Origin of the sequence: Streptomyces sp. NPDC004539 (assembly GCF_040610055.1) — a bacterium.
In the GTDB taxonomy this organism is placed as follows: Bacteria; Actinomycetota; Actinomycetes; order Streptomycetales; family Streptomycetaceae; genus Streptomyces.
The window spans coordinates 54,831-74,283 of the sequence record NZ_JBEXLS010000006.1; the positions used below are offsets into that span (position 1 = coordinate 54,831).

Genomic DNA, 19,453 nt, shown 5'->3' on the forward strand with positions numbered 1-19,453 from the left:
AGAAGTCAACGAGAAGAAAGGGGTGTTACCTCACCGCAGCAGCGCGACCGCGTCGGCCAGCGCCTCGTCGTCACCGACGTTCCCCGCGAACACGACGTACGGAATCCCGGCGGCGGGCCCCTCCACCGGCTCCCACAGCGAGACGATCCCCGGCAGCAGCGTCCCGCGCGCCCACGCGCGGCGGATGCGGAGCCCTTCGGTCGCGGTGTCGCTGGAGGTGATCCCGCCCTTCGCGACGACGAACGCGGGCCGCCGCAGCGCACTGACCCGGCGGACGGTCTCCACGAGCCCGGCGGACACCCGCCGGGAGATCGCGAGGCTCGCGTCCGCGTCCACGCCGGTCACCAGGGTGCGCGAGGTGCGGAGCACGACGTCCGCCGAGCCCAGTGCCCCGGCGGCGGCCGACGCGACCTCGTCGACATGGCCGTCGCGGCGGTCGCCGTCGAGCAGGGCGGTCACGTCGAGTTCGTACTCGGCGACACCGCCGCACTCCCGCAGTCGCGCCAACTGCCGTGTCGTCAGCGAGACATGGGAGCCGACGACGATCAGCCCGTGCCCGCCCGCCGTCCGCAGCCCGCTCAACTCGGCCCGGGTGAGCGGCGGCCGGCCCTCCTGTCCCGCGCGGGCCCGCACGAACGACGGGCCGACCCGGTACAGCAGCCGGGTGTCCTTCGCCTCGGCCGCCGCCACCGCCAGCACCCGCAGGTCGTCGTCGCACACCGCGTCCACGACCGCTGTACGGCCGCCCCGCAGCGTCGACAACAGACGGGCGGTGTGGGCGGGCCCGCCGCCGCGCAGGTCGTCGAGGGTGATCCGGAGCACCTCGTCGGCACGCACCCGGCCGCCGGTCTTCTCCTCGACCCAGTCCGGGAGGAAGGAGCTGCGGTATCCGAACGTCGCGTCGCGCGCGAACTCGCTGTCGCCGACGGGCAGCAGCCCCCGCGGAGTCCGCATCCAGTGCCGGGAGCCCACGGTCAGCCGCCCCGCCTCGATGTAGGCCGGGACCAGTACGACTCCGTCGACTCCCGTCAACTCCTCGGCGAGGACGTCGGTTTCGAGCGGGAAGTGCCCCCGCAGCGTCGAGTCCCCCCGGCTGGCCAGCACGTACGCGACCCCCTCGGCGGCCGACGCCTCGCGCAGCGCCCGCACCACCTCACGGTTGCGTTCGGCGGCCGACTCCCCGGACAGGCTGCGGGTGTTGGTGAGGACGAAGAACGCGGCCGTGTCCTGGCGCAGCGCCCAGCGCAGGTCGTCGACCGACCAGGACGTGAGGACCGGGAGACCGGCGACGGTCTGGGTGCCGGTCGGGTCGTCGTCGAGGACGACCAGCCGGGGCGCCCCGGCGAGACGGGCCGCGACCTCGGCGGCGGACACCTCGCGGACCGGCGGGACACCGGCCAGGACGGTGGACTCAGGGGTGTGCGTGGGCATGGGACATCAGCCTCGTTTCATGGATACGACCCCGGATTCATGGACACGACCCCGCGAGAGCCGGCAGGACCGGTGCTCACCCCTGCTTGATCACATGCGTCCGCAGATCGTCCGCCGTCTGGTTCATGTGCCCGTCCATCGCCGTCCGGGCCTCCTCCGCGCTCCCCGACTCCAGCGCGGCCAGCACCTTCTCGTGATGCGCGATGGCATGCGCCCGGATCTCCGGCACGGCCGACGTCTCCCGCCGCCCCTCCACCAGCAGCGCCCCGAACGGCTCGAACAGCAGCGGCACGAACAGGTTCCCCGACGCCCGCATCACGATGTCGTGGAAGTCGATGTCGGCCTGCACGAATTGCTCGGTGTCGGCGTGCTCGGCGGCCTCCCGCATGAGCTCCAACTGCCGCCGCAGCCCGGCGAGATCCTCCTCCGTACGCCGCGTCGCGGCCAGCTCGCAGGCCCCGTTCTCGATCAGCCGCCGGGCCTCGATCAGCCGCTCCGACAGCGCCCCGCTCGCCGACCGGGAGGCGGCCCGCACCACGGGTTCGAGCGCCGTCCACCGGTCCGGCGGATTGACGTACGTGCCGCGCCCGCGCACCACCCGGACGACGTTCTGCGCGCGCAGCGCCTTCACGGCCTCGCGCACGGTCAGCCGGCTCACCCCGCCGAGCTCGGACAGCTCGCCCTCGGGCGGCAGGGCGCTGTCCGGCGGGTACTGCCCGTCGATGATCGCGGTCAGCAACCGCTCCGCGAGGTCGTCTGCGAGGGACATGGGCGCGTCTTTTCGCTCGGCTCCTACATCAGATGTCAGACGTCTGATGTCTCGGTGCCGGAAACAATGACAGCAGCGACGGGGGCCGTCAATACCGACGACACCAACGGCCCCCGGCGCCGCCTCAGTCGGCGGGCTTCCACCCCAACTCCGGTGCCACCAGGTGCCGTACGTCGTGCAGGATCTGCTCGTACTCCTCCCGCCGGAACTCGTACGGCAGTTCCAGGCGCAGCTCCGACGCCGAGGCCACCACCGGGTCGGCGGCGAGCCGCTCCAGGATCTCCTCCGCCGTCCCGACGACGTCCGGCGCGAACAGGGTCCGCCGCGGACCCTGCGGGGCGAGGGTGCGGGCGTGCCGGCTCTCCGCGTACTTCAGATACCGCGCGCGACCGGCGGCGTCCGCGCTGTCCAGGGGGACGACGACCCGCCCCACGGCCACCCTGGCGCCGGGCTCCGCACGGCGGTACGCGGCGATCAGGTTCGCCTGCGCGGTCACGAAGTCGTCGGTGTCCTCGCCGGTGACGATGTTGCCGGTCAGCAGGTTCAGCCCCTGCTCCCCGGCCCAGCGCGCCGAGCGCAGCGAACCGCCCCCGTACCAGAGCCGGTTCACCAGCCCCGGGCTGTACGGCTGGAGCCGGGGCCGCTGGACGTTGCCGGGGGAGTGGATCACCGTGTCCGCGTCGCCCAGGAACTCGCCGCGCAGGTTCTCGACGACGCGCGCGACACGGCCGTACGACAGGTCGAAGGAGCGCCAGTCGCCGTCGTACACCAGGTCGCCGAGGAGTTCGGCGTGCGGCATGCCCGTGCTGAAGCCGATCTGGAGGCGGCCCTGCGAGAGGACGTCCGCGAGGGAGAGGTCCTCGGCCAGGCGGAACGGGCTCTCGTAGCCGATCGGGATGACGGCCGTGCCGAGTTCGACGCGTTCGGTGCGCTGGCTCGCGGCGGCCAGGAACACCGCCGCCGAACCCACGCCGTGCTCCAGGTGCCGCTGGCGTATCCAGGCGCCGTCGTAGCCCAATGACTCGCCGTACGTGAAGAGTTGGAGCGTCTCCTCCAGGCCCGTGTACGGGTCGTCGTCGGCGAAGTTGCCCGGGGTGAGGAAGGACAGCGAGGTGATCATGCGACGTCCGTTCGTACGTGATGGCCGGGGATCGCCGCGAGCAGCTCACGGGTGTACGCGTGGGCGGGTCGCGCGAACAGGTCGTCCGCCGTGCCCGTCTCGACGACCCGGCCCGACCTCATGACGGCGACCTCGTGCGCGATCTGCCGGACCACGGCCAGGTCGTGCGAGATGAACAGGTACGCCACCCCCGTGTCGGCCTGCAACTCGGCCAGCAGCTCCAGGACTTGGGCCTGCACGGACACGTCCAGCGCGGACACCGGCTCGTCGCACACCACCAGGTCCGGCGAGAGCGCCAAGGCCCGCGCGATCGCGACGCGTTGACGCTGCCCGCCCGACAACTCCGCCGGACGGCGCTCCAGATACGACGCCGGCAGCGCGACCCGCTCCAGCAGCTCCCGGGCCCGCGCCGACCGGGACGCGCGGTCGCCGACCCGGAAGGCCCGCAGCGGTTCCGTGACCGTCTCGCCGATCGTGAACCGGGGGTCCAGGGAGGCGTACGGGTTCTGGTACACGAGCTGCGCCCGGCGCCGCAGTTCGCGTGCCTTCGCGCCGCGTACGGCCGTGACGTCGGCGCCGTCGAAGAGGATCTGTCCGGCCGACGCGTCGGTGAGGCGCAGGGCCAGGCGGGCGGTCGTCGACTTGCCCGAGCCGGACTCGCCGACCAGGGCGAGGGTGCGGCCCCGGTGCAGGGTGAGACTGACGTCGTCCACCGCGCGCAGGGGCGTGCCGCCCGGGAGCCTGAACTCCTTGACGGTGTTGCGGAGTTCGAGGAGCGGGGTGGGTGAGGTGAGCGGTGCCGCGGGGCGCGGGCGGGCCTCGGCGAGGCTCGGGGCGCTCGCCAGCAGGCGCCGGGTGTAGGCGTGCTGAGGGTCCGTCAGGACCTCACGGGTGGGGCCCGATTCGACGACCCTGCCCTCGGACATGACGACCAGCCGCCGGGCCCGGTCGGCGGCCACGCCCAGGTCGTGGGTGACCAGGAGGATCGCCGTGCCCGTCGTCTCCGTGAGGTGCTGGAGGTGGTCGAGGATGACGCGCTGCACCGTCACGTCCAGCGCGCTCGTCGGCTCGTCCGCGACGATCAGCTCCGGGCGGGCGGCGATCGCGATGGCGATCAGGGCGCGCTGGCGCATGCCGCCGGAGAGCTCGTGCGGGTACTGCCGGGCCCGGACCGCCGGGTCGGGCAGACCCGCCTGCGCGAGGACGTCGACCGCCTCGCGCGCCGCCGAACGCCGGGTCGCCAGGCCGTGGATGCGCAGCACCTCCGCGACCTGCTCGCCGATCCGCTTGACCGGGTTCAGCGAGACCGTCGGGTCCTGCGGGACCAGGCCGATCCTGGCACCCCGGATCGTGCGCAGCTCCGGTTCGGAGAGCGCCGTCAGATCGTGCCGGCCGAAGCGGACCGTCCCGGCGTCGATCCGGCCGTTCGCCGCGAGGAGGCGGGTGATCGCGTGCGCGGTGGTGCTCTTGCCGGACCCCGACTCGCCCACCACGGCGGTGATCTCACCGGCCCGGACGTCGAGGTCGACGCCGCGCACGGCGGGGACGCGGTCGCCGGTGCGGGTGCCGTACGAGACGGCAAGGCCGCGGATCTCCAGCAGTGCCTCGGTGGTACTCATGCCTGCCCCCACTCGTCGTCCAGCGCCCGCGCGATCCGGTTCGTCGACAGCACCGCCGCCGCGATCACCACCCCCGGCAGCACCGTCAACCACCATGCGTTCGCGAGGTAGTTGCGTCCGTCGGAGATCAGCGTTCCCCACTCGGGCGCGGGCGGCGGAGCCCCGTACCCGAGGAAGCTCAGCGCGGACACGGCGAGGATCGCGCTGCCCAGTTCGATGGTCGCGAGGACGATCACCGGCCCGGCGGAGTTGGGCACGACATGCCGCCACAGGACGGAGTACCAGCGGGCCCCCGACGCGTGCGCCGCCTCGACGTACACCGCCTGCCGCACCCGCAGCACCTCCGCCCGGGTGACCCGCGCGAAGGGGGCGACGCTCGCGATGCCGACGGCGACCGCGACCTTGACCGTGCCGTAGCCGAGCGCGGTGACCAGGGCCAGCGACAGGAACAGCGCGGGGATCGACAGGAGGACGTCGACGACGCGCATCAGCACGTCGTCCACCCACCGCCCGACGAACCCGGCGAGCAGCCCCAGCACCCCGCCGATCACGAACGCGACCCCGACGGCGACCAGCGTCCCCTTCAGCGACAACTGGGCGCCGTGCACGACCCGCGAGAACACGTCCCGCCCCAACTCGTCCGTACCGAACCAGTGTTGACCGCTCGGCTCGCGGAAGTTCTCCGAAGGCACCCCCTTCAGCGGGTCCTTGGACGTGAACAGGTCCGGCCAGAACGCGGCCAGCACCACCAGCACCACGACCACCGCGGACACGACGAGACCGGGCCGCCGCACCAGGAACCCCACCACACGCCGGCGTTCACGCGCCGGCGCCGGCGGCGCCTCGTCGACCCTCTCCAGCACGGCCTGACTCACGCGGCCACCACCTTCCGGCTCCGAGCGACCACGATCCGCGGATCGAGCAGCGGATAGACGAGGTCGACGACCAGGTTCGCCAGCACGAACACCAGCGCCCCGAACACCACCACCCCCTGCACCAGCGGAATGTCCTGCGTCGAGACGGCGGCGGCCGTCACCCGGCCGAGCCCGTCGCGCGAGAACACCGTCTCGACGACGACGGACCCGGCGACGAGCTGCCCGACCAGCAGCCCCACGACCGTCAGCGCGGGCAGCGACGCGTTGCGCAGCGCGTGCCGCAGATGGACGCGCCACCGCCCGGCCCCCTTCGCGCGGGCCGTCTCCACGTACGCCTGGTCCAGCGCCGTGAGCAGGCTCTTCGCCAGCACCTGCGCGACCAGCGCGCCCGTCGGGACGGCGAGCGTCACGGCGGGCAGCACCAGCCCGTCGAAGCCGTCGTTGCCGAACGCCGGGAACCAGCGCAGCCGGAACGAGAACAGCTCGACGAGGACCAGCCCGACCCAGAACGTCGGCACCGACACCCCGAGCGGCGGCAGCGACAGCAGCGTCTGCCGCAGCCAGCGGGCCCGCGTGTACGTCGCCAGGAACGCCAGCCCGCCCCCGCCGGCCACCGCCAGCAGCAGCGCCAGCGAGGTGAGCTGGAGGGTCTGCGGGAGGGCGTCGGCGATGGTGGCGGAGACCGGGCGGCCGGTGGAGATCGCGTCGCCGAAGTCGCCGCGCACCGCCCGCCCCAGGTAGTCCGCGTACTGCGCCGGGAGCGGCTTGTCGAAGCCGTACTCGTGGCGCAGCGCGGCGAGTTGGGCCGGGTCGATCTGCGCGCTGTCCGTCCCGGCCCCGGCCATCGCCGAGACCGGGTCGCCCGGCAGGTAGTACAGGACGAGGAACGACACGGTGAACGCCGCCCACAGCACGCCGGCCGCCTGGGCGAGCCGGGTGAGCACGTACCGGGTCATGTCAGCCGATCCAGGTGTCGTGGAGCTGGATGCGGCTGGAGGCGTCGAAGGCGAGGGCGTGGACCTTCTTCGCGACGCCGAGCTGGGTCTGGAGCTCGACGACCGGCACGGTGTAGGCGTTGTCGACGATCAGCTTCTGGGCCTGGCCGACGAGTTCCTTGCGCTTCGCGGCGTCGGTGGCCGCCGCCTGCTCGGTGAGGAGGGTGTCCAGCGGGGTGACCGGCAGCCGGTAGATGTTGGCGAGCTTCGTGGAGAACGAGGAGCGCAGGATGTCCGGGTCGGCGCGGGTGATGTTGCCCCACAGGCCGTCGAAGTCACCGGCCTGCTGGACCTGGGCGAGCTGCGCGATCTGGAGCTGCTGGAGGACGATGCCGACACCGACGTCCTTGAGCTGCTGCTGGATCAGCTCCAGGGCGGGCTGGTTGGTCGCCGAGTTCGCGAACCACTTCACCGTCAGGCTCAGCTTCGCGCCGTCCTTCGTGCGGATGCCGTCCCCGCCCGCCTTCCAGCCGGCCGCGTCCAGCAGGGACTTGGCCTTCGCCGCGTCGAACGTGAGCCCCGCGCCCTGGTCGGCGTAGTCGGGCGTCGTGTGCGCGAGGACACTGGTCGCGGGCTGGGTGCCGGTCGGGAAGATCGTCGTCGCGATCTGCTGCCGGTCGATCGCGTACCGGATCGCCTGCCGGACCCGTACGTCCTTCAGGACCGGCCGCGAGTTGTTCAGCGACAGCCCGAACACCACGCCCGGGTTGGCCCGCCGCTGGAGGTTCACGCCTTGCAGCGCCGCCTCGTTGGCCTTGCCGACGCTGCTGATCGCGTCGACCTGACCGGACTGGAGGCTCCCCGCGCGCACGCCCGCCTCGGGGACGACCTTGAAGACCAGCTTGTCGAGGTACGCCTCGCCCTGCTTGCTCCACAGCGACGAACCCCACGCGTACTTGGCCCGCTTGGCCAGCGTGACCGACTGGTTCTGCACGTACTGCGTGAGCGTGAACGGCCCCGAGCCGACGACGCCCTTGCTGCACTTCTCCTGAGGGCTGAGCTTCACGCTCGCCGAGGACTCGATGCCCAGGGAGTGTGTCGAAGTCGCTTGCAGGAACTGGGCGTTGGGCGCCTTGAACGTCACCTTGACGGTCAGTGGGTCGACGACCGTCGTGCTCTCGACGCCGCTCAGATAGCCCTGCGCGAGGGTGCCGAGGGCGCCGAGCTTCGGGACCGCGTCGAAGTTGTCCTTCACGACCTGCGCGGTCAGCGCGGAGCCGTCGCTGAAGGTGACCCCGGGGCGGAGCTGGAACGTGAACTGCCGGGCGTCCGCGCTGACCTGCCAGCTCTTCGCGAGCCACGGCACGATCTCGCCGGTCTTCGGGTCCTGGTCGGTCAGCGAGTCGACGAGCTGGCGTACCGAGTAGATCGTGTCGTTGCTGCCGACCTGCTGCGGGTCGACGCAGCCGGAGTCCGAGCCGACGGCGAAGGTGAGCGTGCCGCCCGAGCGGGGCGTGCTCGCGCCGCCGGCGGTGGTGTCGTCGCCGCCCGAGGAGCAGGCGGCGAGCAGCAGCGAGGAGGTGACGAGCGCGGTGGTCGCCGCGAATCTGGTGGAGCGCAGGGGAAGTTGAGCCGTCACGGGACGGGGTCTCCTGTTCGTGTCACCGCGCGCCGCAGGGCGGACGGGCGCGCGGAGTGATCACCTCCGGGGTGCGTGGGGGTACGGAGGCGTGAAGGAAGAAGGGGGGGAGGGTCAGGCGGTGGCGGAAGACGCGGTCAGCCGCGACACAGAGCGCTGGTACAGCGCTGGAGGTCGATGTGCCACCGCCGCGAGAGACCGGAGAAGGGGGCCGACGCGGCGAGAACGGCGAGGGGGGAACGGAGTTCACTGCGGTGCGGCATACCGGTCCCTCCCGGATCAGGACCCTGTCCGACAGGGTCACGCGCTTGCGGGGTCCTCGACGACCCCGCCGGGCTTTCACCTGGAGCACCCCACCGCGCGGGAGGGTTGCCGGTCAGCGAGCCAGGGCTTGACGCTGACACTCAATGCCGATCACGAGCGTACGGAGTGGGGTCGGCGTCCGTCAACGGAGTGTCGGCGTCCGTCTCGCCCGCTGGACGCCTCAGTTCCGGAAACTGAACCGGAACAACAGGGAGCGGGCGTCCTCCTCGGTCAGGCCGAGCCCCTTCGCGACGGCCTCCCAGGAGAGTTCGTCGGCCCGCACGTTGTACGCCGCCTCCCGTCCCGCCTCGGCGGCGATCCGCTCCAGGGCGGTCACGGCGCGCAGCGCGGCCAGCGGCGCCTGGTCGGCCAAGTCGCCGATGCGCCGGTCGAGTTCGTCGATCGCGGCCTCGACGTCGGCGGGCAGGGGGACCGAGCGGGACTCGACCTCCTCGATGTGCCGGGTCCACTCACGGCGCAGGGCGGAGGTGTCGTAGTCGTAGGGGTGGTGGCGGGGGACCCGGGTCCAGTCCAGGGGGTGGTGGGTGGTGCCGCGCCAGCCGCAGGAGCAGGCGGCGCGCAGATGGCTCGCCTCGGGGGCGCCGAGCGTCCCGTCGTACACCCACCACTCGGTGGACTTGGGGATGTCGGCGCCGCTGCCGACGTCGAAGTAGACCGGGTCCGGCTCGGTGCCGTCCGGCAGGAGGGCGCGCGGCCGGCCCCCGTGCGATGTGCCGAAATCGTCCGTCCGCCACTCCACGACCCCTCCCGAGTCCGTGCCGTCACTGGCACATACCCGCACGGGCGGCGGTCATGACTGTCAGGGGCGGCGCTGTGCGCGGCGGACCGTGAGGACGGCGACGTCGTCGTGCCGGCCGCCGTGTCCGGCGTAGGCGCGGGCGTCGTCGTAGAGGGCCTGGGGGAGGGCGGTGGGGGAGCGGTCGGCGAGGGTGGTCAGGCGCTCGTCGGCCGGGTAGAAGGTGCCGTCGGCGGCGCGGGTCTCGGTGAGGCCGTCGGTGCTCAGGACGAGGGTCGAGTGCGGCGGGAAGCCGAACCAGCCGACGGTGGTCGGCTCGGCGGCGAGCGCGGACAGGCCCAGCGGGACCCCGGAGTCCAGCTGCGGGGAGGTGACCTTGCCGTCGTGCAGCAGATACGGCAGGACGTGCCCGCAGTTGACGGCCTGCACCTCGTCCTCCCGGTCGATGCCGAGGATCAGCGCCGTCACGAACCGCTCGTCCTCACCGGTGTCGGTGGCGTAGGAGTTGTGGCGGACGACGGCGGCGTCCAGCGCGTCGACCAGGGCCGTCAGGGTCGGCTCGCGGTGGGCGGCCTCGCGGAACGCCCCTATCACCGCGAACGCGGCGCCGACCGCGGCGAGGCCCTTGCCCTGGACGTCGCCGATGAGGACGCGGGTGCCCCAGGGGGAGTCGACGACGTCGTAGATGTCACCGCCGACGAGCCGGTCCTCGTGGAGGGGTTCGTACACGCCGTTGACCAGGACGTCGTCCGTGACCAGGGGGAGGGGGTGCAGGATGTGCCGCTGCATCGCGGCGGCCGTCGAGCGCAGCCGGAGCATCTCGTGCTCACGCCGGATGCGGTAGCCGCAGGCGTACGTGGACGCGACGCCCAGCGCAATGGTGATGACCACCATGAGCGTGCGGTCCAGCCAGTGCCCGGCGGGTCCCCGGGCCAGCACCGTCGTACTCACGACCAGCGCCGTCCACGCGGCGACGAACGCGGTCTGGCGTACGGTGCACAGCGCGGCGGCGGCGCCCGGCAGGAACACCAGCAGGCCCAGGAGCAGCACCGCCGAACCGGACAGCTCCCCCAGCGCCTCCACCGACACCGTCACCCCGAGAACGGTCAGCGCGAGCTGGGCGTTCCCCGGCGGCTCGATGGCCTCGAAGGCTTCAACAGGTCTCGTACGGCGGCTACCGGACATCCGAACTCCCGGGCAGGTGATGATCTGGTCATACCGTATGCAGTCCCACCGCGTTACGAAGAATCGCCCCGCCGCCCGGGGAAAGACGATCGCCGCCGCCCCCGACAGGGATCGGGGACGGCGGCGACCGGACGTCGGCCCCGGGACCGTACCGGGGCCGACGGATCAGGGGTGGGTGGTGAGGTAGCCGCCCATGGAGGTGAAGTAGTCGGTGGCCGCCAGCTCCCGGCCGTCCTCGGTGCGGACGCGGGTGATCGCCAGGCCGTGGTTGCCGCCCGTGCGCGCGTCGGCGCCGGCGACGATGACCACGCCGTCGCCCTCGCGGTAGAAGATCCGGCCGGGGGTGCCGCCGTAGCGGGCCTCGGAGACGAAGGAGGCGAGGATCTCCAGGCGCTTGCCCCGGTGGTACGTGAAGGCGCTGGGGTAGGGCGCGGACTGGGCGCGGACCAGGCGCTCCAGGGACTCCGCGGGCCAGTTCCAGTCGATGCGGACGTCGGTCTCCGCGCGCTTGTGGAAGAAGGTCGCCTGGGAGCGGTCCTGCTTCGTGAACTCCGTCCTGCCGGAGGCGATCTCGGCGAGGGCGGCGACCGTGACGGGCGCGATGAGGTCGCACGTCTTGTGGAAGAGGTCGGTGGTGGTGTCGGTGGGGCCGACGGCCACGGACTCCTGGCGGACGATGTCGCCCGCGTCCAGCTCGTCGTTCATCATGTGCGCGGTCACCCCGACCTCGCTCTCGCCGTTGATGAGCGCCCAGATCAGCGGGGAGAACCCGGCGTACTTCGGCAGCAGCGAGTCGTGGATGTTGAGTGTGCCGTGCCGGGGCAGCGCGAAGATGCGCGGCGGAATCCAGGTACGCCAGTTGTTGGCGACGATGATGTCCGGGTCGGCGTCCTTGAGGGCCTGGAACAGCTCCTCGTCGTCCGGCCGGTTGCGGATCAGCACCGGCACGCCGTGCTCCTCGGCGAGATCGGCGACCGAGTCGCTCCAGATCTTCTCGTAGGCGTGCTCGCTCTTGGGGTGCGTGACGACCAGCACCACGTCGTGCTCGGAGTCCAGAAGTGCTCGGAGGGTGCGGTGCCCCCAGGTCTGGTAACCGAACATGACGACCCGCATGGGGTTCCTCCTCAGGGCAGGGCTGACCGGATCAGTGAAGCGCCGGAGCAAGTAAAGCAAGGCTTACCTTAGCTTTCAACGGGCGGGCCCGGATCGTCCGTTGATGTCGGCTGGTTCACACCCCGCCTATCGACAGCTCCGAGGGATTAGCTTAGGCTCACCTAAGTTGCCGGTGTGCCGCTTCTCGGCATGCCCGTCTTCCGCTTCCCCCACGCCGACACATGGCGACTGCCCCGCACGATGGGAGAGACATGTCACAGGTGCTTCCTGCTGACGCACCACTGGTCCACGACCTCATTGGGATCGGCTTCGGCCCCTCCAATGTGGCCATGGCGATCGCACTCGACGAGCACAACGCCCGCGTCGGCCGGGAGCAGGCGGTGACCGCCCACTTCTTCGAGCAGCAGCCGCGCTTCGGCTGGCACCGCGGCATGCTCATCGACGACGCGACCATGCAGGTGTCCTTCCTCAAGGACCTGGTGACGCTCCGGAACCCCTCCAGTGAGTACAGCTTCCTGTGCTACCTCCAGAGCAAGGGCCGGCTCATCGACTTCATCAACCACAAGAGCCTCTTCCCGCTGCGCGTCGAGTTCCACGACTACTTCGAGTGGGCCGCGGCGAAGGTCGACGACCAGGTCAGCTACGGCCATGAGGTCGTCGGCGTCGAACCGGTGCTGCGCGACGGCGAGGTCGAGTACGTCGACGTCACCGTCCGCTCCGCCGAGGGCCTCGCCGTCCACCGCGCCCGCAACCTGGTCATCGGCACCGGACTGCGCCCGCTCCTGCCGGAGGGGGTGACCAGCGGCGAGCGCCTCTGGCACAACTCCGAACTCCTCGCCAAGGTCGAGGGGCTGGACGGCACGAAACCCGAGCGGTTCGTCGTCGTCGGCGCCGGCCAGTCCGCCGCCGAGAACGTCGCCTACCTGCACCGCCGCTTCCCCGAGGCCGAGGTCTGCGCGGTGTTCTCCCGCTACGGCTACAGCCCCGCCGATGACAGCGGCTTCGCCAACCGCATCTTCGACCCGCAGGCGGTCGACGAGTACTTCGCGGCCCCCGAGGACACCAAGCGGCGGCTGATGGACTACCACGGCAACACCAACTACTCCGTGGTGGACATCGACCTCATCGACGACCTGTACCGCCAGTCGTACCAGGAGAAGGTCCTCGGCACCGAGCGCCTCAAATTCCTCAACGTCGCCCGCCTCACGGGCGTCCAGGAGAGCGACGACAAGGTCACCGCGACCGTGACGTCGCTGGTCACAGGCGAGGAAACGTATCTGGACGCGGACGTCGTGGTGTTCGCCACCGGCTACCGCCAGGCCGACCCGCTCGGCCTCCTCGGCGACGTCGCCGAGCGCTGCCTGCGCGACGACGAGGGCCGGGTCCGCGTCGAGCGCGACTACCGCATCGCCACCGCCCCCGGCACGCACTGCGGCATCTACCTCCAGGGCGGCACCGAGCACACCCACGGCATCACCTCCTCGCTGCTGTCCAACACGGCGATCAGGGTCGGCGAGATCCTCGACTCGCTTCTCGACCGGGGCCTGAAGTCCGCCTCGGACGAGGTCCGTTCGGGCGCCGACGGCACCACCCGCTGACACCGGGGCCCCGCGTCGCGCGCACGCGGGGCCCGCCGTCACCCACAGAGCGAAGAGATAACGTACGACGTCATGGGCACGACTACTGTTGCGCGCCCCGCCACCGGGGGACTGCACCGCACCCGCCGGCGCCGGGTCGCAGGTCTGGGCACCCTCGTGGTGGTCCTCGTGATCGCCTCGGCGGTCTCCCTCGCCGTGGGGGCACGGGCGCTGAGCCTCGGTGAGGTGTGGCACGGCCTGTTCGCCGGGCCGCAGGACGACCAGCGGCTCACCGAGATCCGGCTCATCGTCCAGACGGTCCGCGTGCCCCGGACGGTCCTCGCTGTCGTCGCCGGCCTCGCGCTCGGCGTCGGCGGCGCTCTCATCCAGGGCTACACCCGCAACCCCATCGCCGACACCGGGCTGCTCGGCGTGAACGCGGGCGCGTCCTTCGCCGTCGTCACCGCGATCTCGCTGTTCGGGTTCGCGAGCCCCTACCAGTACGTGTGGTTCGGGTTCCTCGGCGCCGGGCTCGCCGGAGTCGTGGTGTTCGGGCTCGCCAGCATCGGCCGGGGCGCCGGGAACCCGCTGACCCTCGCCCTCGCCGGGCAGGGCATCACCGTGTTCCTCGCGGCGATGACCACCGCGATCGCCCTCGGCGACAAACAGGCCCTGAACGCCCTGCGGTTCTGGAACGCCGGATCGGTCGCCGGGACCGGCTTCGACGTCATCTGGCCCATCACCGGCTTCATCGCGGCCGGCCTGCTCCTGGCCCTCGTCACCCTGCCCGCGATGAACCTGCTCAACCTGGGCGACGACGTGGCGCGCGGACTCGGCGTCGACGTCACCCGCAGCCGGATCATCGGCATCGCGGCCATCACCCTCCTCGCGGGCGCCGCGACCGCCGCCTGCGGACCCATCGCGTTCCTCGGACTGATGGTCGCCCACATCGCCCGCCACCTCACCGGACCCGACTACCGCTGGCTCGTCCCCTACGCCGGACTGCTCGGCGCCGTCGTCCTGCTGGTCTGCGACATCGTGGGCCGGCTCGTCGTCAGGCCCGGCGAACTGGACGCGGGCGTCGTCGTCTCGCTCCTCGGGGCGCCGTTCTTCGCGGTCCTCGTCTACCGCGGAAAGTTCAAGAGCGCATGAACGGGACAGAGTTGAAGCCCTCGATGACGCCGGGCCTCAGGCTCGGCCGGGTCTCGTTCGTCTGGCGGCCCTGGATCGCCCTGGTCACCCTGGTCCTCGCGGCGGCGGCCTTCCTGCTGTTCTGCCTCTCCATCGGCACCGGCGACTTCCCGATCGGCCTCGACCGGGTGGTCTCCACGCTCTTCGGCGGCGGCGAACAGGTCGACAGGTTCGTCATCATGGACCTGCGGATGCCGCGCGCCCTGGCCGGCCTCGTCGTCGGGATCGCGCTCGGCGTCTCCGGCGCGATCACCCAGTCCATCGCCCGCAACCCGCTGGCCAGCCCGGACATCCTCGGCATCACCTCCGGTGCGAGCACCGTCGCCGTGTTCCTCGTCACGGTCTCCGGCGGGGCGGCCACCGCGATCACCGACACCCTCGGACTGTCGTCCGCGGCGCTGCTCGGCGGGCTCGGCACCGGCCTGCTCGTCTACTTCCTCGCCTGGCGGCGGGGCATCGACGGCTTCCGGCTCATCCTGATCGGCATCTCGGTCAGCGCCGTCATGCAGGCCCTGACGACCTGGCTGCTGGTCCGCGCCGACATCCGCGACGTCGCCCGCGCGCAGGCGTGGCTGGTCGGCTCGCTCGACAACCGGTCGTGGAACGAGGTGTGGATCGCCCTGTGGTGCACGATCCCCCTGCTGATCGCGGTGAGTTGCGTCGCCTTCCAGTTCAAACCCCTCCACTTCGGCGACGACGTCGCGGCCGGCCTCGGCGTACGGCACTCCGCGGTACGGGCCGTGCTGCTGCTGTGCGCGGTCCTGCTGGCCGGGGTCGCGGTGAGCGCGGCGGGCCCGGTGCCGTTCGTCGCGCTGGTCGCCCCGCAGGTGGCGATGCGTCTGGGGCGCTGCCCCACGCCCCCGTTGGCCGCCTCCGGGCTCTTCGGGGCGGTCCTGCTGCTCGGCTCCGACCTCGTCGCGCGCTCCCTGCTGCCGGTGACCCTGCCGGTCGGCGTGGTGACGGCGGCGATCGGCGGGCCGTTCCTTGTCTATCTGTTGGTGCGGGCGAACCTGAAGTAGCTGGTACAAAGGTTAGGCACACCTAAATACGAGGGGGCCCTGTGGTCGCTCAGCACATCACCGAGATCGAGTCCCCGGCCACCGCGACCGCGCGGCTGGCCGCGAAGGGCGTCACCGTCGGATACGGCAGCCGTACCGTCATCGACGACCTTCACGTGGAGGTGCCGCAGGGTGTCGTCACCACGATCATCGGGCCCAACGGCTGCGGGAAGTCAACCCTGCTGAGGACCCTGTCGAGGCTGCTGAAACCGACCAAGGGCGCCGTCGTCCTCGACGGCGACGACATCGCCCGGCTGCGGACCCGGGACGTCGCGAAGAAGCTCGGGCTGCTCCCGCAGGCGCCGGTCGCGCCCGAGGGGCTCACCGTCTCCGACCTGGTCGCACGCGGCAGGCACCCGCACCAGAGCTGGCTGCGGCAGTGGTCGTCGGACGACGCGGAGGTCGTCGAGAAGGCCCTCGCGATGACCGGCGTCCTGGACCTCGCGGAGCGGCCCGTGGACTCCCTGTCGGGCGGTCAGCGCCAGCGCGTGTGGATCTCCATGACGCTCGCTCAGGGCACCGACCTGCTGCTCCTCGACGAACCGACCACCTATCTCGACCTCGCGCACGCCGTGGACGTCCTCGACCTCGTGGACGACCTGCACGAGTCCGGGCGCACCGTCGTCATGGTGCTGCACGACCTCAACCTCGCCATCCGCTACAGCGACAACCTCGTCGTCATGAAGGACGGCGCGATCCTCGCCCAGGGGCATCCCCGGGACGTCGTCACCGCCGAACTCCTCGACGAGGCTTTCGGGTTGAGGGCGCTGGTCGTCGACGATCCGGTGGGGGACCGGCCGATGATCGTGCCGATCGGGCGCACCCACGCCCCGGCGCACGTCCAAGTCGGTGAGTGATCAGGGCGATTGTGATGGTTAGGCTAGGCTAACCTCAGTTTGTTGGGTAAGGTTTGCCTGCCCTTTGAACGAGGCGCCGGACAAGCAGGACAATGAGAAGGCAAGGGATTGCGGGATGCTCCTCCACAGAACGACGCTCATGAAGCCCTGGCAGCGGCTGGCGGCCACCCTGGCCGCCACGACGCTCGGCGTCGGTCTCCTCGCGAGCTGCGGCTCCAGCGACTCAGACAACAAGGACAACGCCGCGGCCTCCACGTCGCCCAGCTCCTCCGCCTCCGGCGCCTTCCCCGTCACCGTCGACCACTTCTTCGGCTCGACGACGGTCAAGAAGGCCCCCGAGCGCGTCGTCACCGTCGGCTACACCGACGACCAGACCGTCCTGGAACTCGGCACCAAGCCCGTCGGCATGGTCGACCAGTACCCGAACCCGGCCGGCCAGTCCCCGGACATCAACACGCAGTGGCCCTGGGTCAAGGACAAGTGGGGCGACACCAAGCCCGAGGTCATCATGAACAACGGTGACTCCGGCCCCAACTACGAGAAGATCGCGGCCCTGCGCCCCGACCTGATCATCGCGGTGTACTCCGAGATCGACAAGGCCGCCTACGACAAGCTGTCGCAGATAGCGCCCACCGTCGGCCGCACCAAGGCCGAGAAGGAGCCCTTCAGCGCCCGCTGGCAGGACAACGCCCTCCAGATCTCCAAGGCCCTCGGCAAGGAGGCGGAAGGCGCCAAGCTGATCCAGGGCGTCCAGGACCAGCTCGCCGCCGCGAAGACCGCGCACCCCGAGTTCGCGAACCAGACCGCCGTCGCGCTCTCCTGGTACAAGGACGCCATCAACCCCTTCACCTCCACCGACGTCCGCGGCCAGCTCCTGACCGGCATGGGCTTCAAGTACCAGACCGAGATCGACAAGATCGCCGGCGGCAGCTTCTCCACCGCGCTCTCCCCCGAGCGCGTCGACCTCGTCGACGTCGACCGCGTCATCGTCATCAACGACAAGGCCGACACCGACGCGCTGAAGAAGTTCAAGCTCTTCACGAACCTCGACGCCGTCAAGAACAACAAGGTCACCTACCTCCTCGACAGCGAGGGCCCGGCCGTCGGCGCCGCCACCTCCCAGGCCACGCTCGCCTCGATGCCGTACGCGATCGACGAACTCGTCAAGGCGGTCAGCCAGTAATGCCCGACGCCGGCGTGAGCACCGCCACGCGCCCCGCACCGGCGGTGCTGCGCACGGCGACCGGCCGTGAGGCCACCCGCTGGGTCACCGCGCACTGCTGCGAAGTACCCGGCCTGACCACGGCCACCGTGCTCACCACGGTGGCCGGGGCCGCCCTCCAGGTCCTCCCCGTCCTCCTCCTCGGCCGCGTGGTCGACGGGGTCGTCGGCGGAGACGACCGCTCGGTCCTGTTCACCATCGGCGTCACGATGGTGGCCGCCGCCCTTCTCGGCGCGGTGGCCACCGCCGCCTCCACCTACCTCATCGGACGGCTCGGTGCCGACCTCCTCGCGAAGCTCCGCGAGGGCGCCGTCCGCGCCGTCCTCGGGATGCCCAGCTCGCGCGTCGAACAGGTCGGCCGCGGCGACGTCCTCTCCCGGGTCGGCGACGACGTCGCCGTCATCTCCCGGGGCATCCGCACCGCCATCCCCACCGTCTTCTCCGCCGGCGTCCTCGTCACCATCGCCACCGCCGGCATGTTCGGCCTGGACTGGCGGCTCGGCCTCGCGGGCGCCGGCGCGCTGCCCGCGTACGCGTTCGCGCTGCGCTGGTACCTGCCGCGCTCCGCACCCCTCTACCGCAAGCAGCGCGCCGCCCAGGCCGACCGCGCGCAGGCCCTCATCAGCGGCCTCGACGGCATCGACACCGTCCGCGCCTACCGCCTGGAGGACACCTTCCGCGAGAAGGTCGACGCCGAGTCCTGGCGGGTGCGTAACTACGGCATCGAGGTCTTCCGGTTCTTCGGCCGGTTCGTCGGACGCGAGAACCGGGCCGAGTTCATCGGCCTGACCCTCATCCTCCTCGTGGGCTACGCCCTCCTGGAGAACGACGCCGCCACCCTCGGCCAGGTCTCCGCCGCACCCCTGCTCTTCCACCGCCTGTTCACGCCGCTCGGCGCGATCATGTTCACCTTCGACGAGGCCCAGAAGTCCGGGGCCAGCCTCACCCGGCTCGTCGGCGTGCTCGGCGAGGGCGGCGACGGACGGCTCGTCGGCGACGCCGCCCCCGGCGCCGCGGGCACCTACGGGGTCCGCGTCGAGGGGCTCACCTTCAGCTACCCCGGCACCGACCGGCCCGTCCTGCGGGACGTCAGCCTGTCGATCCCCGCCGGGGGTTCGCTCGCGCTCGTCGGCGCCACCGGAGCCGGCAAGACGACCCTCGCCGCGCTCGTCGCCGGGATCGGCACGCCCGACGCCGGGACCGTCCGGGTCGGCGGCACCGACCTCGCTACCCTCGACGAGGCCGGGGCACGGGCGCTCGTGAGCATCCTCACCCAGGAGAGCCACGTGTTCTCCGGCACCCTCGCCGACGACCTCCGGCTCGCCGCGCCCGCCGCGACCGACGCGGAACTGGTGGACGCGCTGCGGACGGTGGGGGCGTGGGAGTGGGCGTCCGCCCTGCCGGACGGGATCGACACGCCGGTCGGCGAAGGGGGCGAGCGGCTCGACGTGACCAAGGTCGCGCACATCGCGCTGGCGCGGCTGGTGCTGGCGCGGACGCCGGTCGTCGTGCTGGACGAGTCCACCGCCGAGGCGGGCAGTGAGGGCGCCGCCGAGCTGGAGAGGGCTGTGCTGGCGGCCTGTGCGGGGCGGACGACGCTGTTCGTTGCACACCGGCTCACGCAGGCGATGTCCGCCGACCGGATCGCCGTGCTCGACGCCGGACAGGTCGTCGAACAGGGGACCCATGACGAACTCGTCGCGCTGGGCGGGCGGTATGCGCGGCTTTGGCGAGCTTGGCGCGAAGGCAGCTAGGTGCTCCTGAGGGGGTGCCGCCTCAGGTTGTCGCGAGGGTGCTGCGCC

Annotated in this window: 16 protein-coding genes and 1 riboswitch; of the genes, 6 read left to right on the plus strand and 10 right to left on the minus strand. The window is 71.6% G+C overall.

The annotated features are described in order from the left end of the window. Nucleotides 1-30: 30 nt before the first annotated feature. The 10 genes from ABZX85_RS14430 to ABZX85_RS14475 all read right to left on the minus strand — a co-directional run bounded on the left by ABZX85_RS14430 (nt 31) and on the right by ABZX85_RS14475 (nt 11,746). Entirely contained in the window at nt 31-1,431 is a 1,401-nt protein-coding gene (locus tag ABZX85_RS14430; RefSeq protein ID WP_355866868.1) for a four-carbon acid sugar kinase family protein, read from the minus strand. Nucleotides 1,432-1,507: 76 nt separating this feature from the next. Next, nucleotides 1,508-2,200: a FadR/GntR family transcriptional regulator gene (locus ABZX85_RS14435; RefSeq protein ID WP_355866871.1), complete on the minus strand. Its 693-nt coding sequence runs from the start codon at nt 2,198-2,200 to the stop codon at nt 1,508-1,510. Between the two features lie 124 nt (nt 2,201-2,324). Then, a complete protein-coding gene (locus ABZX85_RS14440; protein WP_355866874.1) occupies nt 2,325-3,320 on the minus strand; it encodes an LLM class flavin-dependent oxidoreductase in 996 nt (331 codons plus the stop codon). Beyond that, the gene (locus ABZX85_RS14445) at nt 3,317-4,939 is read right to left on the minus strand and encodes an ABC transporter ATP-binding protein (protein WP_355866877.1); all 1,623 of its coding nucleotides are present in this window, start codon (nt 4,937-4,939) and stop codon (nt 3,317-3,319) included. Before ABZX85_RS14445 ends, ABZX85_RS14440 begins: the two co-directional genes overlap by 4 nt. Then, nucleotides 4,936-5,814, minus strand: a complete 879-nt coding sequence (locus tag ABZX85_RS14450) for an ABC transporter permease (RefSeq protein ID WP_355866880.1) — start codon at nt 5,812-5,814, stop codon at nt 4,936-4,938. Before ABZX85_RS14450 ends, ABZX85_RS14445 begins: the two co-directional genes overlap by 4 nt. Next, complete coding sequence (locus ABZX85_RS14455; RefSeq protein WP_355866882.1) at nt 5,811-6,770, minus strand: ABC transporter permease; 960 nt, start codon at nt 6,768-6,770, stop codon at nt 5,811-5,813. The genes ABZX85_RS14450 and ABZX85_RS14455 overlap by 4 nt, the downstream gene beginning before the upstream one ends. 1 nt (nt 6,771) lies before the next feature. Then, nucleotides 6,772-8,388, minus strand: a complete 1,617-nt coding sequence (locus ABZX85_RS14460) for an ABC transporter substrate-binding protein (RefSeq protein ID WP_355866884.1) — start codon at nt 8,386-8,388, stop codon at nt 6,772-6,774. Nucleotides 8,389-8,687: 299 nt separating this feature from the next. After that, a riboswitch (SAM riboswitch) is annotated at nt 8,688-8,800 on the minus strand. Nucleotides 8,801-8,872: 72 nt separating this feature from the next. Further along, nucleotides 8,873-9,451 carry a hypothetical protein gene (locus ABZX85_RS14465; protein ID WP_355866886.1) on the minus strand — a complete coding sequence of 193 codons (579 nt, stop codon included), beginning with the start codon at nt 9,449-9,451 and terminating at the stop codon, nt 8,873-8,875. A 60-nt stretch (nt 9,452-9,511) separates the two neighbouring features. Continuing rightward, nucleotides 9,512-10,633 carry a PP2C family protein-serine/threonine phosphatase gene (locus tag ABZX85_RS14470; RefSeq protein ID WP_355866889.1) on the minus strand — a complete coding sequence of 374 codons (1,122 nt, stop codon included), beginning with the start codon at nt 10,631-10,633 and terminating at the stop codon, nt 9,512-9,514. A gap of 165 nt (nt 10,634-10,798) precedes the next feature. Beyond that, nucleotides 10,799-11,746, minus strand: coding sequence for a methionyl-tRNA formyltransferase (locus ABZX85_RS14475; protein ID WP_355866892.1), 948 nt, complete (start codon nt 11,744-11,746; stop codon nt 10,799-10,801). A 251-nt stretch (nt 11,747-11,997) separates the two neighbouring features. On the opposite strand from ABZX85_RS14475, the gene ABZX85_RS14480 reads away from it, so the two are divergent. The 6 genes from ABZX85_RS14480 (at nt 11,998) to ABZX85_RS14505 (ending at nt 19,405) form a co-directional block, all read left to right on the plus strand. Continuing rightward, nucleotides 11,998-13,344, plus strand: coding sequence for a lysine N(6)-hydroxylase/L-ornithine N(5)-oxygenase family protein (locus ABZX85_RS14480; RefSeq protein ID WP_355866895.1), 1,347 nt, complete (start codon nt 11,998-12,000; stop codon nt 13,342-13,344). A 72-nt stretch (nt 13,345-13,416) separates the two neighbouring features. Further along, nucleotides 13,417-14,475 (plus strand): iron ABC transporter permease, encoded by a 1,059-nt coding sequence (locus tag ABZX85_RS14485; RefSeq protein ID WP_355866898.1) that lies wholly within the window; start codon nt 13,417-13,419, stop codon nt 14,473-14,475. Further along, the gene (locus tag ABZX85_RS14490; protein ID WP_355866901.1) at nt 14,472-15,533 is read left to right on the plus strand and encodes an iron chelate uptake ABC transporter family permease subunit; all 1,062 of its coding nucleotides are present in this window, start codon (nt 14,472-14,474) and stop codon (nt 15,531-15,533) included. The genes ABZX85_RS14485 and ABZX85_RS14490 overlap by 4 nt, the downstream gene beginning before the upstream one ends. Before the next feature lie 41 nt (nt 15,534-15,574). After that, nucleotides 15,575-16,429: an ABC transporter ATP-binding protein gene (locus ABZX85_RS14495; protein ID WP_355866904.1), complete on the plus strand. Its 855-nt coding sequence runs from the start codon at nt 15,575-15,577 to the stop codon at nt 16,427-16,429. Between the two features lie 115 nt (nt 16,430-16,544). Next, complete coding sequence (locus tag ABZX85_RS14500; RefSeq protein WP_355866907.1) at nt 16,545-17,612, plus strand: iron-siderophore ABC transporter substrate-binding protein; 1,068 nt, start codon at nt 16,545-16,547, stop codon at nt 17,610-17,612. Next, on the plus strand, nt 17,612-19,405 hold the full coding sequence (locus ABZX85_RS14505) for an ABC transporter ATP-binding protein (protein WP_355866910.1): 1,794 nt from the start codon (nt 17,612-17,614) through the stop codon (nt 19,403-19,405). The genes ABZX85_RS14500 and ABZX85_RS14505 overlap by 1 nt, the downstream gene beginning before the upstream one ends. Nucleotides 19,406-19,453: the final 48 nt, after the last annotated feature.